This window comes from Kitasatospora herbaricolor, assembly GCF_030813695.1.
In the GTDB taxonomy this organism is placed as follows: Bacteria; Actinomycetota; Actinomycetes; order Streptomycetales; family Streptomycetaceae; genus Kitasatospora; species Kitasatospora herbaricolor.
In genome coordinates, this window is sequence record NZ_JAUSVA010000002.1 from 6,872,491 (window position 1) to 6,889,148 (window position 16,658).

At 75.4% G+C, this 16,658-nt stretch carries 16 protein-coding genes; 8 read left to right on the forward strand and 8 right to left on the reverse strand.

From position 1 onward, the window contains the following. Positions 1 to 85: 85 nt before the first annotated feature. Entirely contained in the window at positions 86 to 1,063 is a 978-nt protein-coding gene (locus J2S46_RS30100; RefSeq protein ID WP_191291253.1) for a hypothetical protein, read from the reverse strand. Further along, on the reverse strand, positions 1,060 to 1,407 hold the full coding sequence (locus J2S46_RS30105; RefSeq protein ID WP_191291252.1) for a PadR family transcriptional regulator: 348 nt from the start codon (positions 1,405 to 1,407) through the stop codon (positions 1,060 to 1,062). Before J2S46_RS30105 ends, J2S46_RS30100 begins: the two co-directional genes overlap by 4 nt. 144 nt (positions 1,408 to 1,551) lie before the next feature. On the opposite strand from J2S46_RS30105, the gene J2S46_RS30110 reads away from it, so the two are divergent. Beyond that, positions 1,552 to 2,031 (forward strand): hypothetical protein, encoded by a 480-nt coding sequence (locus tag J2S46_RS30110; RefSeq protein ID WP_191291334.1) that lies wholly within the window; start codon positions 1,552 to 1,554, stop codon positions 2,029 to 2,031. A gap of 100 nt (positions 2,032 to 2,131) precedes the next feature. Here the strand turns inward: J2S46_RS30110 and J2S46_RS30115 are convergent, their stop codons facing one another. The 4 genes from J2S46_RS30115 to J2S46_RS30130 all read right to left on the reverse strand — a co-directional run bounded on the left by J2S46_RS30115 (position 2,132) and on the right by J2S46_RS30130 (position 5,349). After that, on the reverse strand, positions 2,132 to 2,806 hold the full coding sequence (locus J2S46_RS30115; protein WP_191291251.1) for a hypothetical protein: 675 nt from the start codon (positions 2,804 to 2,806) through the stop codon (positions 2,132 to 2,134). A gap of 51 nt (positions 2,807 to 2,857) precedes the next feature. Further along, entirely contained in the window at positions 2,858 to 3,763 is a 906-nt protein-coding gene (locus J2S46_RS30120; RefSeq protein ID WP_191291250.1) for a hypothetical protein, read from the reverse strand. Then, entirely contained in the window at positions 3,760 to 4,611 is an 852-nt protein-coding gene (locus J2S46_RS30125) for a ParA family protein (protein ID WP_307351730.1), read from the reverse strand. The genes J2S46_RS30120 and J2S46_RS30125 overlap by 4 nt, the downstream gene beginning before the upstream one ends. Before the next feature lie 162 nt (positions 4,612 to 4,773). Continuing rightward, positions 4,774 to 5,349 carry an O-methyltransferase gene (locus J2S46_RS30130; RefSeq protein WP_191291249.1) on the reverse strand — a complete coding sequence of 192 codons (576 nt, stop codon included), beginning with the start codon at positions 5,347 to 5,349 and terminating at the stop codon, positions 4,774 to 4,776. Positions 5,350 to 5,562: 213 nt separating this feature from the next. On the opposite strand from J2S46_RS30130, the gene J2S46_RS30135 reads away from it, so the two are divergent. From J2S46_RS30135 to meaB, 4 genes are all read left to right on the forward strand, one after another. After that, positions 5,563 to 6,384, forward strand: a complete 822-nt coding sequence (locus J2S46_RS30135) for a nucleotidyltransferase domain-containing protein (protein WP_191291248.1) — start codon at positions 5,563 to 5,565, stop codon at positions 6,382 to 6,384. A 266-nt stretch (positions 6,385 to 6,650) separates the two neighbouring features. Then, the gene (gene mutA, locus J2S46_RS30140) at positions 6,651 to 8,543 is read left to right on the forward strand and encodes a methylmalonyl-CoA mutase small subunit (RefSeq protein ID WP_191291247.1); all 1,893 of its coding nucleotides are present in this window, start codon (positions 6,651 to 6,653) and stop codon (positions 8,541 to 8,543) included. Next, positions 8,543 to 10,747 carry a methylmalonyl-CoA mutase gene (gene scpA, locus J2S46_RS30145; RefSeq protein WP_191291323.1) on the forward strand — a complete coding sequence of 735 codons (2,205 nt, stop codon included), beginning with the start codon at positions 8,543 to 8,545 and terminating at the stop codon, positions 10,745 to 10,747. The genes mutA and scpA overlap by 1 nt, the downstream gene beginning before the upstream one ends. 13 nt (positions 10,748 to 10,760) lie before the next feature. Beyond that, complete coding sequence (gene meaB / locus J2S46_RS30150; protein ID WP_191291246.1) at positions 10,761 to 11,759, forward strand: methylmalonyl Co-A mutase-associated GTPase MeaB; 999 nt, start codon at positions 10,761 to 10,763, stop codon at positions 11,757 to 11,759. A gap of 115 nt (positions 11,760 to 11,874) precedes the next feature. Here the strand turns inward: meaB and J2S46_RS30155 are convergent, their stop codons facing one another. Continuing rightward, positions 11,875 to 12,591, reverse strand: coding sequence for a DUF4386 domain-containing protein (locus J2S46_RS30155; RefSeq protein ID WP_191291245.1), 717 nt, complete (start codon positions 12,589 to 12,591; stop codon positions 11,875 to 11,877). Positions 12,592 to 12,707: 116 nt separating this feature from the next. Here J2S46_RS30155 and J2S46_RS30160 point away from each other — a divergent pair, with 116 nt between their 5' ends. After that, the gene (locus tag J2S46_RS30160; RefSeq protein ID WP_191291244.1) at positions 12,708 to 13,457 is read left to right on the forward strand and encodes a TetR/AcrR family transcriptional regulator; all 750 of its coding nucleotides are present in this window, start codon (positions 12,708 to 12,710) and stop codon (positions 13,455 to 13,457) included. Positions 13,458 to 13,561: 104 nt separating this feature from the next. Here the strand turns inward: J2S46_RS30160 and J2S46_RS30165 are convergent, their stop codons facing one another. Further along, positions 13,562 to 14,521 (reverse strand): rhomboid family intramembrane serine protease, encoded by a 960-nt coding sequence (locus J2S46_RS30165; protein ID WP_191291243.1) that lies wholly within the window; start codon positions 14,519 to 14,521, stop codon positions 13,562 to 13,564. A gap of 340 nt (positions 14,522 to 14,861) precedes the next feature. Here J2S46_RS30165 and J2S46_RS30170 point away from each other — a divergent pair, with 340 nt between their 5' ends. Together J2S46_RS30170 and J2S46_RS30175 are read left to right on the forward strand one after the other, a co-directional pair. Next, positions 14,862 to 15,215, forward strand: coding sequence for a YciI family protein (locus tag J2S46_RS30170; protein WP_191291242.1), 354 nt, complete (start codon positions 14,862 to 14,864; stop codon positions 15,213 to 15,215). 173 nt (positions 15,216 to 15,388) lie between these two features. Beyond that, a complete protein-coding gene (locus J2S46_RS30175; protein ID WP_229912898.1) occupies positions 15,389 to 16,612 on the forward strand; it encodes an RNA polymerase sigma factor in 1,224 nt (407 codons plus the stop codon). Positions 16,613 to 16,658: the final 46 nt, after the last annotated feature.

The window sequence follows — 16,658 nt, forward strand, 5'->3', positions numbered from 1 at the left end:
CACACGTACGCCCGCCCCCTCCCCTTCACCCGGCGTTCGGGAGAGGGGAGGGGGCGGACGTGGACGCGAGCGCCCCGGGCCGAGGTCAGGCCGGGTCGGAGGGGCCGGTGGTCCGGACCCGGCGGGCGAGCCGGACCGCCCCGGCCACCGCCAGGGCCGTGCCGAGCGGGGCCGCACAGGCTCCCGCGTACTCGAGCAAGGGGCGCAGACGCGCCGGCGGGTCGAAGGCGGCGACCGTGATGAGGGGCATCAGCCAGGGCAGTGTCCCGAGCCCGACGCCCACGGCCCGGAGCAGGTCGGTCCGGCGGCCGGACAGCCGGCTCAGCAGGACCGGCGCCGTCACCGTGCCGAGCCAGATCGGCAGCAGGCCCAGCATGGTCAGCGGCATGTACTGGGCCGCGTACCGACCGGCCGCGATCATGGGGACGGCGACGGCGAGCGCGAGTCCGGCCATCTCCCACCGACCCCGCTGCGAGACGTCCACCAGTCCGGCCGGTGCGAGCAGCACCACCGTGCCGACCAGGGCCGTGCCGGCCATCTGCCCCGCCATGTACGGGTACAGCCCGCCCAGGCTCAGCACGCCGGCACCGAGCAGGGCGGCCGCCACCCCCACGATCCGGGCGGCCCGCCAACGGCCGGTCACGGCGATCCCGAGGGCGAGCAGCCACGGCACGGTGAGGGCCACCTGGAAGACCGCGGTCAGCACGGCGTAGCCGAGGCCGAGGTTCGGGTAGGGGTACCGGATCCGGTGGACCAGCTCGCGCAGCTCGGGCAGCAGGACGACCAGGGCGCAGCCGGCCGCGAGCGCGAGCGCGACCGGTGCCGCACCGGCCAGGACGCGACCGGCCGGGTCGGTGGGGCCGATCCGCAGCCGCAGCCGCAGGGCATGGGTGGCGAGGTCGCGGTACTCCCGGAGCACCGCACGCCGTGGCCGGCCCTCGGTGGCCTCGGCGAAGGTGCTGCAGATGTCGTCGCCGTGCGCGGAGCGGTACCGGGCGGGGTAGAGGCCGATCAGCAGACGGCCCGGCCGCGGGGCGCCGGGGCCGGTCGTGACGTCGTTCATGAGGTCGCTCCCGTCGGCCGTGGTCGCAGGGCGCCCAGCCGGCGTTCGGCCTCGGCGGCGGCGGCCCTGAGGCGCCTGGCCTCCTGCGCCAGCACGTCCTGCCCCTGGCCGGTCAGGGCGAAGGTGCGGCGCAGCCGTCCGCTGACCACCTCCTCGCTCTCGATCCGCACCAGGCCCTGCTGGAGCAGCCGGTCCAGGGCGGTGTAGAGCGTGCCGGTGCTGAGGCGGCTGTGGCCGCCCGAGATGGCCAGCACCTCTTGGATGATCGCGTAGCCGTGCCGGGGGGCGTCGGCCAGGGCGGTGAGTACGAGCCTGGTCGGCTCCTGTAATTGACGGTCGGTCATGCGAGGAGCTTAGAGCGACGATCGCCATATGTCGATGGCCGGACGGTTGGTGAGGCCGGCAGGTCGCTGCGGCCGGAGTGCGCCGGTCGCGCCGGATCCCGGGCGGTGGCCGGCGGCAGTCCCTGCTGTGCGACGCTGTCCCGCATGGGGAACGTGACGGTTCGTGGACCGGCCCTGCCCGCGCTGCTGACCTCCCTGCTCGGCCGGGGCCGGTGGCGGCATCCGGGTGAGGCCACGCTGGCCGAGGTCGTGCCGTGGTTCGAGAGCCCGCTCAGCTTCCTGCCCGGTGCGGTGGCGATGGGGCGGGAGTCCCGTTCGATGGACATGTTCGCCGACGACCCGTCCTACGACTTCTTCCGGGAGGCGCGCGGCAGCGCCCGCGCGACGCCGGTGGAACTGCCCTGGCTGGACGTGGAGCAGGCGGTCCTCATCGCGGTGAACCGCGTCCCCGGGGACGACGTCGCGCTGGCGCTGGACTACCGCACCGACCCGGCGGACCCCCGTGTCGTGGGCAGCGACTTCTGGACGGACCCGCGGCTGTGCAGTTGGCGCACGGTGTCACCCGCCTTCTCCGCCTTCGCCGTCGACCTGGGCCTCCTGGCCCCGGACGAGGCCCGCCGCTGACTGCGGATCGCACGAGCCGGGGCGGCCGCGCCAGCTCGCCCGTCCGGGCGCACCCCCGCCCCGGGCACGACCGGGTGGGGTGCCGGCCCCCGACGAAGCGCTACGCGGGGCGGGGGCTGCTGTACCAGCGCCAGCCGGTCCGGCGGGCGCGGCCGGGCAGGTCGGCCCGGCCGGTGGCCCAGAGCAGGGCGGGCCAGGGGTCGACGTCCCCGGGGACGTCGGGGAACAACCGGGCCAGGGCCCGGGCGCAGAGCTCGGGGGGCGGGGCCCAGACCAGGCCCAGGCCCGCCGCCAGGTCGTGGGTGTGCACCAGGGTCTCCACCACGCCCATCGCGGCGAAGCCCTCCGGGTCCGCGATCCCGTAGCCGTGGTAGGCGCGGACCTCGGCCGGCGCGGTGCGCACCATGGCGACCAGCAGCGCGCCGCACGCCTCCAGCACCTGCAGGGTGCCCTCGGGGCCGGCCGCCCGGTCGGCGTGCACGGCGTTCGCGGGGCCGGCGGGGCTGCGGCGTTCCCAGACGAAGGGCACCTCGCCGGTCAGTGGCGGCTGCCGGGGGCCCAGTTGGACGGCGTAGGCGAAGAGGTCGTCGGCGAGGTGCTCGGCGGTCTCCCAGCAGTCCCAGGTGAGGGACCCGGCCGGGGCGTCCCAGTCGCCGGCCGTGGGCGCCCCGCGAAGGACGCCCACGGCGAGCTGTACGGCGCGGTCCACGTCGTCCGCGGTGACGGGGGACCGGGGGGATTCGGGTGCGCTGGCACCGGAGGCGGCACTGGACATGGCCCGACCGTACCGCGCGGACGGGCCGTCAGGGGGTTCCCGGCGGGGTGGTCAGCGGCGCCGGTCCGGGGCGGCGGCGCCGGCCACCAGGTCGGCGCCGATGATCCGGGCCGCCCGGCGGACCTGTTTGCGCAGGTCGGCCACGGCCGTCGCGGTCTCCTCCGGGAAGGACCGCGCGGCTGTGGCGGGCAGCGTGTCGGGCAGGTCCCGCAGGGCCGCCCGCAGCACGCCGGCCAGCCGTTCCAGGTCCCCGAGCGCCAGCCGGCCCTCCTCCTGGTCCACGGTGGGCGGCTCGGCCGGGGCGGCCGGCTCCTCCTCCCACTGCAGCGCGGCCGCCGGCGCGTAGCCGAGTTCGGTCCGGGCCGCCGTCAGCGCCTTGGCGGTCGGCCGCCCGCCGCCGGCCATCGCCTTCTCCACCACCTCCCGTACCTGCTCGGGCCCGCGTTCGCGCAGCACCGGGACCAGCACCCGGGCCTGCGACTCGCGGAGCACGATGTTGCCAAAAGCCGGATTTGGCAACAGCGCTGCCTGGACCGGGATCATCTCCAGCAACCGGTGGGCGTAGGACCGCGACAGGTTCCAGCGCTCGGTCAGGTACTCCTCCCAGGTGGCGTGGCTGGCCCGGTAGAGCCGCCGGTCGTGGATCTCCCACAGGGCGGGGCCGGCGTCCGCCGCGAACCTGGTGTGCGCGGCCTGCTTGTCCGCCTCGAACTGGGCCTCGGCCTGCCGGATCGCGTCGACCCCCCGGTCCTGCGCGGCGGCGACCCGTTCCTCCAGTTCGGCCAGCGTGCAGCCGGCCAGCGAACCGGCCGGCCGACCCGCCGCGCCGAGGGACGCGCCCGCCCCCGGGCCCGCCTCGGGGTGCCGCCGCCCGGGCCGGTTGCCGATCATCAGGGTCTCGGGCCCGGCCAGCTTGGCGGCGCTGTCGGGACGCTGGAGCCGTGGACGCTCGTTCATGCGGCGACCTCCATGAGCTTCCTGACCTGCGCGGCCAGCTTGTCGAAGTCCTCCGCGACCTCCCGGGCGGGGGCCGTGCGGAGCGAGCGGAGCGGGGCGACCGAGTCCGCGGCGGCCTTGACCACCGCCCGCTCCCGGATGTGCGGCGCCCAGACCAGGCCGGGGAAGCACTCGTCGAGTCCGGCGATCTGGAAGTCGTGCACGCCGAGCCCGGAGCGGACCCGGGAGGGCACCACCCCGGCCACCCGCAGCCGGGGGTTGTTGAGGTCGTCGGCGTGGTCCCGGACGAAGTTCAGCACCCGCACCGCGCCCTCGATCCCGTCGAACTCGGGCTCGGCCACGATCAGCACCACATCGGCGGCGACCATCGCGAGCTGGGTCAGGTGGCCCAGCGACGGCGGACAGTCGAGCAGCGTGACCCGCCGGTCGTCGCAGCCGGCCAGGGCCCGCTTGAGCCGTTTCACCGCGCCGACCGTGCCGGCCTCGGAGATCCGGTTCTCCAGCTCGAACCTGGCCGGCAGCACCCTGATCCGCTCGCTGTACACACCGCCCCAGCCGCAGGGCACGTAGGCGTCCCGGGCGGCGCCCAGGGCGTCGCACTTGATCGCCTCGCTGATGGTCATCTGGTCGGCGGCAGGGCGCGCCGCCAGCCGCCGCGAGGCGTTCCCCTGCGGGTCCACGTCGGCGACGTCCACCAGCTCACCCGCCTCGGCCAGCGCGGCGGCCAGATTCACCACCATCGCCGACTTCCCGGACCCGCCTTTGTTCTGACATACTGCGATCCGCATCCGTGGCCTCCTCCGCTCCACTCCGGCCACCGTGAGAGGCCGTGCTCGCAGAGTAGTCATCTCATCGCCCTGTGCTACCGACGATCGCCCGTCCGGGCCGAGGTGCACCCGGACGGCGGCGTCGCCGTCCGGGCCCGGGGCCCCGGGCGGCAGCGGCGTGACGGCGCGGCCGGCGGTGGCCGGGCCGGCGGCCGTGGGCCGTACGGCGCTGCGGCCTCCGGTTCAGCGCGGCCGGCGGGTGGCGATGATGATCCCGGTGCCCACCGGGAGGTCGGTCAGCACCAGCCCGTCGTCCGCCGCCAGGGTGGCGCGGACGCCTGCTATCGCCCGGTGGTGCTCGGGCAGCTCGTAGCGCGCCGGGTCCATGTCGTCGAGCAGCAGGACGCCGCCGTCGGCCAGCGCCCGCAGGGTGAGGTCCAGGCCCGACCACTTGCCGCCCTCGGCGTCGGCGAAGATCAGGTCGAACCGGCCGAGCCCGGGCAGCAGGGCCTCGGCGTCGCCGGTGGTCAGGGTCGCCCAGGAGGGCAGGCCGGCGCTCGCGGCGAGCGCGGCGGTGTCCGGGTCCTGCTCGACGCTCAGCACGGTGGTGTCGGTGCGGCCGGCCAGGCCGTGGGTGATCCAGGCCAGCCCGACGCCGGCTCCCGTCCCGAGTTCGAGGATCCGGCCGCCCGCCGGCACGGCGGCGGCCAGCACGGCGAGCAGCTCGCCGGCGACCCGCTCGCAGGAGTACGGGAAGGAGTGCTCGGCGGCCCGCCGGACGGCGGCCTCCACGGGGGCGGGCAGGGGCGGGGTGGTCATGCGGCGGCTCCCGGGCTCACGGGGTGGACAAGACGTCGATCACGTCGGGTCGGTGAAGGATAGTCAGGGCAGCGGGCGGGTCGGCACTCCTTTTCGGGGGCGGGCGGCGGCCCGGGGATCCGCTTCCGGAGGGGGCCGGCACCCCTGCGCGCGGCCCCGGCCCGGCGGAATTCCCGTCGCCCGTCGCGGGCGTCCCGTGAAACCCTGCCGGGCATGGATCCGCAGCCCACCGCCCCGCGCGCCACCGCCCTGCAGCCCGCCGCCCCGCAGTCCGCCGACCGGGCACCGGTCGACCCGGCGCCCGTCGAGCAGGCCCGGCGCCTCGTCCGGGAGCTGTTCCCGGACGCGCTGGCGGCGGTGCTGGCCGGCTCCACCGCCCGGGGCCGGGCCACCGCCGGCAGCGACCTCGACATCGCGGTGCTGGTCCGGGACGGCGCCGGGACCCGCCGCGAGACCCTCCGCTTCGAGGGCCGGCTGGTCGAACTCTTCGTCCACACCCGGGCCGGGCTGGCGGAGCTCTTCGCGGCGGACGCCGCCACCCGGCGCGCCGTGCTCCAGGACATGTACCGGGACGGCCTGGTGCTCACCGACCCGCAGGGCGAGGCCGCCCGGGCCCGGGCGCTGGCCGAGGCGGACCTCCGGCAGGGGCCCCCGCCGCTGGCACCGGAGGCGGTCGGGACCAAGCGGTACGGGCTGACCGACGCGCTGGACGACCTGGCGGACGCCGCCGACCCGTTCGAGCGTCTGGCCGTCGCGGCCGTGGTCCTCGAAGGGGCCGCCGATCTGCTGCTGGACCACCACCGGGCGTGGACCGGCGGCGGCAAGTGGCTGCCGCGACGCCTGCTGGCGGCCGACCCGGAGCTCGGCGGCGCCCTGCTCGAAGGGCACCGGCTGCTGTGCGTCTCGGGGGAGCACGCGGCGCTCACCGCCGCGGCCTCGGAGGTCCTCGACCTCGTCGGCGGCCCGCTCCGTGAGGGGTACCGCAGGGCCTGGCGGGGCGTCATCGAGTCGGTCGCCGTGAAGGCGGGGCGCTGACGGTCGCCGGGGCGGTCCCGTCGCCGGCGGGGAGGCGACACGCCCGGGCCGCCACCCGGTTCGCCGGGCGGTGCCGGGAGCGCCCGGAGCCACCGCGCCGGCCGCCCGACGGGGGTCGGGAGCCGCCGGAACCCCTATCGCAACCCCTATGCCGACCCCTGACTTGCGGGGCCCCGGAGACACTTTCCGCAGCACAGAGTGCATGGAGGGCAACGTCACACCGATTGGCCCTGCAGCCCGGAGCCGCCGGACCTTAATCTTCCCTCATGACGGTCCCGCCCGAAGGGCTCCCTCTGGCCGCCGAGTTCCCGGACGCAACCCGCGAGCAATGGCAGCTCCTCGTCGAAGGCGTCCTGCGCAAGTCAGGCGCGCAGAACGTCGAAGGCGCACAGGCCGAGGACGCCCTCACCACCGAGCTTCAGGACGGGCTTCGCGCCCGCCCGCTGTACACCGCCGACGACACGGCGGCCGATCCCGGACATCCGGGCTTCCCGCCGTTCGTACGCGGCGGCCGGGCCCAGGGATCGGTCCTCTCCGGCTGGGACGTGCGGCAGCGCCACGCCCATCCGGACCCCCGGCGGTCGAACGAGGCGGTGCTCGCGGACCTGGAGAACGGCGTCACCAGCATCTGGCTGGCCGTCGGGGCCGGCGGTGTGCCGGTCGACTCCCTGGACGAGGTCCTGACGGGCGTCTACCTGGACCTGGCGTCCGTGGTGCTCGACCCGGGCGCCGACTTCGTCGCCGCCGCCGGGCAGTTGCTCGCCCTGTACGCCCGGCGCGAGGTGCCGCCCCAGGAGGCCCGGGGCAACCTCGGCGCCGACCCGCTGGGCCTGCTGGCCCGCACCGGCAACGACGAGGACACCGACCGCCACCTCACCGACGCGGTGGCGCTGGCCGTCGACTGCGTGCGCGACCACCCGGGCCTGCGGGCGCTGACCGTGGACGCCCTCGCCCTGCACGACGCCGGTGCCTCGGCGGCCCAGGAGCTCGGCGCCTCGCTGGCCGCCGGCGTGGCCTACCTGCGGGAGCTGACCGCGGCCGGACTGACGGTCGACCAGGCCTGCGGGCAGCTGGAGTTCCGCTACGCCGCCACCGCCGACCAGTTCCTCACCATCGCCAAGTTCCGTGCCGCGCGCAGGCTCTGGGCCCGGGTCGCCCAGGTGGCCGGCGCCGCGCCGGAAGCGGCCGCGCAGCGCCAGCACGCCGTCACCTCCGGCGTGATGATGACCGAGCGCGACCCCTGGGTGAACATGCTCCGCACCACGGTGGCCTGCCTGGCCGCCGGCGTCGGCGGCGCCGACGCGGTGAGCGTGCTCCCCTTCGACGACGCCCTCGGCCTGCCGGACGCCTTCGCCCGCCGGATCGCCCGCAACACCCAGTCGATCCTGCTGGAGGAGTCCCACCTGGCCCGGGTGATCGACCCGGCCGGCGGCTCCTGGTACGTCGAGCAGCTCACCGACGAGCTGGCCCGGGCCGCCTGGGCCTGGTTCCAGGAGATCGAGCGGGCCGGCGGCCAGCGCGCCGCCCTGACCTCCGGGCTGATCCGCGAGACCGTCGCCGCCACCTGGGCCGAGCGCTCGGTCGACCTCGCGCACCGGCGCGAACCCATCACCGGAGTCAGCGAGTTCCCCAACCTCGGCGAGCAGCCGGTGGTCCGCGAGCAGGCCGCCGACCGCGGCCCGGCGCCGGCCGGCGGCCTGCCGAAGGTCCGGCGCGCGGAGGCCTTCGAGGCGCTGCGCACCCGCTCCGACGAGCGGCTGGCCGCGGCCGGCGCGCGCCCGTCCGTCTTCCTGGCCGCGATCGGCCCGGCGGCCGTGCACACCGGCCGGTCCTCCTTCGCCGCCAACCTCTTCCAGGCCGGCGGCCTGGCCACGGTGACCGGCGAGGGCGACGGCGCGGACGCGCTGGCCGAGGCCTTCACCGCCAGCGGCGCGAGCGTGGCCTGCCTCTGCTCCGGCGACAAGCTGTACGCCGAGCACGCCGAGGCCGTCGCCTCGGCCCTGAAGGCCGCCGGCGCGCGGCGGGTGCTGCTGGCCGGCAAGCCGGGCGAGCACCGCGAGGCGTACCAAAAGGCCGGGGTGGACGGATACGTCTTCGCGGGCTGCGACGCGGTCGCCGTCCTCACCTCGGTCCTCGACGAGATCGGAGCGGCACGGTGATCCCCGACTTCACCGAGATCGGCCTGGACGACGAGCCCGGCACCCCGGGCAGCACCGGCGAGCAGTGGCGGGAGGCCTGGCAGCAGGCCACCGGCAAGGACGTCGACGACCTGGTCTGGGAGACCCCCGAGGGCATCGGCGTCAAGCCGCTGTACACCGGCGAGGACCTGGCGGGCCTGGACTTCCTGGCCACCTACCCGGGCATCGCGCCGTACCTGCGCGGGCCGTACCCCACCATGTACGTCAACCAGCCCTGGACGGTGCGCCAGTACGCCGGTTTCTCCACCGCGGAGGAGTCCAACGCGTTCTACCGCCGCAACCTGGCCGCCGGCCAGAAGGGCCTCTCGGTCGCCTTCGACCTGCCGACCCACCGCGGCTACGACAGCGACCACCCCCGGGTGACCGGCGACGTCGGCATGGCCGGTGTGGCGATCGACTCGATCTACGACATGCGCCAGCTCTTCGACGGCATCCCGCTGGACCGGATGTCGGTGTCGATGACCATGAACGGTGCCGTGCTGCCCGTCCTGGCGCTCTACATCGTGGCCGCCGAGGAGCAGGGGGTGGCGCCCGAGAAGCTCGCGGGGACCATCCAGAACGACATCCTCAAAGAGTTCATGGTCCGCAACACCTACATCTACCCGCCGCAGCCGTCCATGCGGATCATCTCCGACATCTTCGCGTACACCTCGCAGAAGATGCCGCGCTACAACTCCATCTCCATCTCCGGCTACCACATCCAGGAGGCCGGGGCCACGGCCGACCTGGAGCTGGCCTACACCCTGGCCGACGGCGTGGAGTACCTGCGCGCGGGCCTGGCGGCCGGCATGGACGTGGACGCCTTCGCGCCCCGGCTGTCCTTCTTCTGGGCCATCGGCATGAACTTCTTCATGGAGGTCGCCAAGCTCCGCGCGGCCCGCCTGCTCTGGGCCAAGCTGGTCCAGCAGTTCGAGCCGAAGAACCCCAAGTCGCTGTCGCTGCGCACCCACTCGCAGACCTCCGGCTGGTCGCTGACCGCCCAGGACGTCTTCAACAACGTGACGCGCACCTGCGTGGAGGCGATGGCCGCCACCCAGGGCCACACCCAGTCGCTGCACACCAACGCCCTCGACGAGGCGCTGGCCCTGCCGACCGACTTCTCGGCCCGGATCGCCCGCAACACCCAGCTGCTCCTGCAGCAGGAGTCCGGCACCTGCCGGGTGATCGACCCCTGGGGCGGATCCGCCTACGTCGAGAAGCTCACCAACGACCTGGCCCGCCGCGCCTGGGAGCACATCCAGGAGGTCGAGGCGGCCGGCGGCATGGCCAAGGCCATCGACGCCGGCATCCCCAAGCTGCGCGTCGAGGAGGCCGCCGCCCGCACCCAGGCCCGGATCGACTCCGGCCGCCAGCCGGTGATCGGCGTCAACAAGTACCGCGTCGCCACCGACGAGCAGATCGACGTCCTCAAGGTCGACAACTCCTCCGTGCGCACCCAGCAGGTCGAGAAGCTGCGCCGGCTGCGCGCCGAGCGTGACGAGGCGGCCTGCCAGGCCGCGCTGCGCGCGCTCACCGCCTCCGCCGAGGCCGGCCCGCAGAGCGGCGGCGGCCTGGAGGGCAACCTGCTGGCCCTCGCGGTGGACGCGGCCCGCGCCAAGGCCACCGTCGGGGAGATCTCCGACGCCCTGGAGGCGGTCTACGGCCGCCACTCCGGCCAGATCCGTACCATCTCCGGTGTGTACCGAGACGAAGCAGGCCCCTCCACGGCGGTCGAGCGCACCCGCGCGCTGGTCGAGGCCTTCGAGGAGGCCGAGGGCCGCCGTCCGCGCATCCTGGTGGCCAAGATGGGCCAGGACGGCCACGACCGCGGCCAGAAGGTGATCGCCACCGCCTTCGCCGACCTCGGCTTCGTGGTCGACGTCGGCCCGCTCTTCCAGACCCCGGAGGAGGTCGCCCGCCAGGCCGTCGAGGCCGACGTGCACATCGTCGGCGTCTCCTCGCTCGCCGCCGGCCACCTCACCCTGGTGCCCGCGCTGCGCACCGCGCTGGCCGAGGCGGGCCGCGACGACATCACCATCGTGGTCGGCGGGGTCATCCCCCCGCAGGACTTCGACGCCCTGTACGAGGCCGGCGCCGCCGCCGTCTTCCCGCCGGGCACGGTGATCCCGGACGCCGCGTACGACCTGCTGAAGTCGCTGGCCGCCGAGCTCGGCCACGAGCTGTAGGCCGCTGACGCCGATGGCCAGGGCGATCGATCTCGACAGTTACGTCCAGGGGGTGCGGGACGGCTCGCGCGCGTACATCGCGCGGGCCATCACCCTGGTGGAGTCCACCCGGCCCGACCACCGGGCGCTCGCCCAGCGCCTGCTGGTCGAGCTGCTCCCGCACAGCGGCAACGCGGTGCGGGTCGGCATCACCGGCGTCCCCGGCGTCGGCAAGTCCACCTTCATCGAGGCCCTGGGCACCATGCTCACCGGCCTCGGCCACCGGGTCGCGGTGCTCGCCGTCGACCCCTCCTCCAGCCGGACGGGCGGCTCCATCCTGGGCGACAAGACCCGGATGGAGAAGCTCGCCGTCGACCCGGCGGCCTTCGTGCGCCCCTCGCCGACCTCGGGCACTCTCGGCGGGGTGGCCCGGGCGACCCGCGAGAGCATGGTCGTGATGGAGGCCGCCGGCTACGACGTCGTGCTGGTGGAGACCGTCGGCGTCGGCCAGTCCGAGACCACCGTCGCGGGGATGGTCGACACCTTCCTGCTGCTCACCCTGGCCCGCACCGGCGACCAGCTCCAGGGCATCAAGAAGGGCGTCCTGGAGCTCGCCGACATCGTCGCCGTCAACAAGGCGGACGGCCCCCACGAGCTGGACGCCAAGGCCGCCGCCCGGGAACTGGCCGGCGCGCTGCGGCTGCTCCAGGCCCCGGACGCGGCCTGGAACCCGCCGGTCCTCACCTGCAGCGGCCGCGACGGCTCCGGGCTGGACGAGCTCTGGGAGCGGCTGCGGCAGCACCGGCAGATCCTCGACGCGACCGGCTCGCTGGAGGCCAAGCGGCGCGACCAGCAGATCGACTGGACCTGGGCGATGGTCCACGACCAGCTGCTCTCCCAGCTCCGCGAGCACCCCGAGGTCCGACGCCTCACCCCCCTGCTGGAGCAGCAGGTCCGGGACGGCCGGCTGACCGCGACGCTGGCGGCCGAGCAGCTGCTGGCGGGCTTCCGCACACCGCGCGAGGACGGCTGACCGCCGGCCCTGCGGTGCTTCCCGCCCCGGGTGGGCCCACCCGGCCGCCGGGCCCACCCGGCCGCCGGGCCCACCCGGCCGCCGGGCCCACCCGGCCGTCAGGTCACCGGGCCGTTCAGGCGGCCACGGGGACGGGTCGGCCGGCCGAGGTGGCGGGGGCGGCGGGGTCGAAGCCCTTGGCGACCAGCCGCACGGCCAGCGTCACCTCCCAGGCGAACACCGGCAGGGCCGCCAGCGACCCGGCGGTCGAGACCTGCTCGTAGACGCCGAACAGCACGGCCGTCGCCGAGGCGCAGATCAGTGGCCCGCCGACCAGCCCGAGCACCGCCACGAACCGCGGCACCAGCCGTGAGCGGTACAGCAGGCAGGCGAGCACCAGGGTGTTGGCTCCGAGCACGAAGTTGGGGCCGAGGAGGAAGGCCCGGTCGTGGACCGCCACCAGGGCCCGGGCCACCGTGCGCACCGACGCGGCGTCGGGGCCCGCGGCGCCGGAAGCGAAGTCCTGCCGGAGGGTCACCACGGACAGGACGCTCACGATGCCGACGACGATGACGGCGGCCTCCAGCAGGCGGGCGCAGGCGTAGCCGAGCGCGGCCCCCTCGTGCTGCCGCCGCAGGACGGGGTACAGCGTGACCCCGGTGCCGACGACCGCCGCCGCGAGGAGCAGCTCCAAGAGCGCCCCCAGGAACACCCGGCCGTCCGCGCCGGAGCCGGTCACGTAGTCGGCGCCCTTGAGGACGGGGCCGTACAGCACGAGGCCGCCGATCGCGGTGACCTCGGTGACAAGGAACAGGACACCCGCGACCGTCGCGGTCCGTCGGGTCGGTCTCATCCGGATACTCCCCTCGAAAGGTGTACGGCGTACACCTGGGACTCACGGTAGGCGTACGCCGTACACTCGTCAAGCCGGTGCACCGCTCCGGCAGTCGAACCGAGGGAGTCCAGCAGATGGCCCAGCAGACGGACGCGGCCCGCCGGGCCCCCCTGAGCAGGGACCGGGTGCTGCGCGCGGCGGTCGCGCTCGCCGACGCGACGGGGATCGAGGCGCTCAGCATGCGCCGGCTCGCCCAGGAGCTGGGCGTGGTCCCGATGGCGCTCTACAAGCACGTCGCCAACAAGGAGGAGCTGCTGGACGGCATGGTCGACGCGGTGGTCGGCGGGATCCATCCGCCGGACCCGGGCGCCGACTGGCGCGCCGCCGTCCGCGGGCGGGTCCTGGCGGCCCGGGAGGCGCTGCGCAGCCACCCCTGGGCCGCCCAGGTGATCCGGTCCCGGAGCGGCCCCACCCCGGCCCTGCTGGCCCACATGGACGCGGTGATCGGCCTCTTCCGGACCGGGGGCTTCTCGGTCGACCTCACCCACCACGTGATGCACGCCCTGGGCGGCCGCATCCTCGGCTTCACCCAGGAGGTCTTCGACGCCCCGCCCGGCGCGGTGCCCGGCGCCGCGCCGGACGCCGCGCCGGACGCGCGGGCCGGTGAGCAGGCGGCGGCGTTCCAGCAGCTGGCGCAGCGGTACCCGTACGTCACGGAGCTGGCCGGGGCCACCGCCCACGACGACGACTCCGTGGTCGGCCGGGGCTGCGACGACCAGTTCGAGTTCGAGTTCGCCCTGGACCTCCTGCTGGACGGCTTCGAACGGCGCCGGGAGCAGGGCTGGACCTCGGCCCCCGGTGCGCCCGGCGGGCCGGCCCGCTGACCCGGCTTCCACCCCGGAACGCAACGGCAGCAGGCCCGCGGGCGCGGGACCGGCCGTCCGGTCCTCGGCGCCCACGGGCCTGCGGCCTGCGGGATGCGCGGGGGTCAGCCCCAGAGGCTGCGCCCGGCGAGATCGGCGGTCTGCACGAACACCAGGGCCGTCAGCAGCCCGAGGACGGCCAGCACCCCGGCCGCCTGGACCGGCACCCGGCCCCTGCGTGGCGCGAACACCAGCACCGAGCCGGCCGCGAACCCCGCCAGCAGCCCGCCGAGATGGCCCTGCCAGAAGGTGAAGCCGGCCGAGGCGACCAGCCAGATGATCGCCCCCACCAGCTGCCGGCCGCCGCCGAGGGGGTCGTGGTGCATCTTCCTGGTCATCAGGAAGTACGTGCCGACCAGTCCGAAGATCGCGCCGGACGCGCCGACCGCCGCCTCGTCCGGGGCGATCAGGTACCCCAGGACCGACCCGCCGAGCAGGCCCACCAGATAGAGCGCCAGCAGCCGGACCCGGCCCAGCTGCTCCTCCACCACCCGTCCGAAGAGCCACAGCGAGTACATGTTCATCAGGATGTGCAGGATGCCGAACTGCCCCTGGGTGGGCGGCAGGTGCAGGAAACCCGAGGTGACCAGCCGGTACCACTCGCCGTGCGCGATCCCGATCTCGTGGAACCCCGGCGGCAGCAGATCGCCCTCGACGACGTACCGCAGGCCGTCCGGCCCGACCACACCCCGGCCGAGGCTGTCGAACCGGCCGACGACACCCGGACGGATCAGTTCGAGGACGTAGACCAGCACGTTCACGGCGATCAGGACGTACGTCAGGAAGGGCGTGCCGATCGGCTTCCCGCCGAACACCGTGCGGGCCTGACGGATGCTCCGGTGGCCCTCCTTCACGCACTCCGGGCACTGGTGGCCGACCGGTGCGTCCAGCATGCAGTCCGGGCAGATGTGGCGCTCGCAGCGGGTGCACCTGATGTACGACTCCCGGGACGGATGCCGGTAGCAGGTGGTGACGGGCTGCGCCCCGGGTGTCTGCGACCCCGGGGTGACGTGCGTGGCGTCCATGGAAGGGCTGGTCTCCGTACGGTTCCGGCTGGGCCCGGCGGCTCGTCCGCGGCCGGTGCAGCGAACAAGCTAGCGAACGGGCCGGGTGCCGGGAGCGGAGGGGCCGGACCCGCACCGGAGGCGGGGTGGCGGACGGTCAGGGAGGTGGCGGGCGGACGGCCGGTCGACGGCCGGATGCGCGCGGGGCGGGTCGCGGGACCGGCCCGGTCGGCCGGCCGCCGATGGGCCGACCGGGTTGCCGCGGAAAATCTTGCCGACGGGTGTCGATCCGCGTGCCGGCCGTTCGTGTAGAGGGTGGAAGGCCGGCACGGTGCCGGCCGCCGCAACCGGAGGAGGAGCCGTGAAGCAGTACCTGCTCAGCATCTACCAGCCCGACGGCGAGCTGCCCGCGCCCGAACTGCTCGACCGGGTGATGCGCGACCTCGACGTCCTCAACCAGGAGATCAGGGCGGCCGGGGCCTGGGTCTTCACCGGCGGGCTGCACCCCGCCGACACCGCCACCGTGGTGCGGGTCCGGGACGGCGCGATGCTCACCACCGACGGCCCGTACGCCGAGGGCAAGGAACACCTCGGGGGGTTCTGGGTGATCCGGGCGCCCGACCTCGACGCGGCGCTCGAATGGGGCCGCCGCGCGGCCCGGGCGACCACCCTGCCGATCGAGGTCCGGCCCTTCCAGGACGGACCCGAGGGCTGACCGCCGCGATGCCGCACCCCCGGCCCGGCGCTCCCGACCCCGGCGCCCCCGACCCCGCTGCTCCTGCCCCTCGTCCGGGAGCCGGTCCCGCTGCCGGTACCCGTCCCGGTCCCGGTGGGCCGGCCGCCGTCGCCGAGATCGAGCGGGTCTTCCGCCAGGAGTACGGCCGCGCGGTGGCCGTACTGGTCCGCCGCTTCGGCGACATCGACCTCGCCGAGGAGGCGGTCCAGCACGCCTTCACCAGGGCGGTGGAGCGCTGGCCGGCCGACGGCGTGCCGCCGAGTCCGGCGGGCTGGATCATCACCACGGCCCGCAACCGGGCGGTCGACGACCTCCGCCGGGAGTCCGTCCGGGCGGAGCGCCAGGCCGGTGCGGTACGGCTCGGCCCGACGGGCGGACCGGCCCCGGACGGCGGCGGACCGGAGGACCGGGGGACGCAGGACGGCAGGGGAAGGGACGGCCCGGCGAGGGAGGACCCGGTCGACGACCGGCTGCGCCTGATCTTCACCTGCTGCCACCCCGCGCTCGCGCCCGCCGCCCAGGTCGCCCTGACCCTGCGGCTGCTGGGCGGGCTCGGCACGGCGGAGATCGCGCACGCCTTCCTGGTCCCGGAGCCGACCATGGCGCAGCGGCTGGTCCGGGCCAAACGCAAGATCCGCGCCGCCGGGATCCCGTACCGCGTCCCCGGCGGGGCCGAGCTGGCGGAACGGCTGCCACCCGTCCTCGCGGTGGTCTACCTGGTGTTCAACGAGGGCTACACGGCGAGTTCCGGCGAGCGGCTGGTCCGGGCGGACCTCTGCGCCGAGGCGGTCCGGCTCGGCCGGCTGCTGGCCGCGTCGATGCCGGACGAGCCGGAGGTCATCGGGCTGCTGGCGCTGATGCTGCTCACCGACTCGCGGCGGGCCGCCCGCACCACCCCGTCGGGCGACCTCGTCCGGCTGGCCGACCAGGACCGGGCCCGCTGGGACCAGGACCTGATCGCCGAGGGCCAGGCGCTGGTGCGGCGCTGCCTGCGGCTCGACCGGCCGGGCCCCTACCAGATCCAGGCGGCGATCAACGCGGTGCACAGCGACGCGCCCGTCGCCGCCGCGACCGACTGGCGGCAGATCGTGCGGCTCTACGACCAGCTGCTGACGCTGTCCCCGGGCCCGGTGCCGGCCCTCCACCGGGCGGTCGCGGTGGCCGAGGTGGACGGGCCGCAGGCCGCGCTGGCCATGGTCGAGGGGCTGGACCTGGCCGGCTACCACCTCTTCCACGCCGTCCGGGCGGACCTGCTGCGCAGGCTGGGCCGGACCGCAGAGGCGGCCGCCGCGTACGAGGCGGCGGCCGCCCTCACCGGGAACGCGGCCGAGCGCGCCTTCCTCCTCCGGGCCCGGCGGGCGCTGGGCGAGGCCTGACCGCCCGCCGGGCCGTTCGGGGCCGCTGGACGGTCCGGCCGGTGCC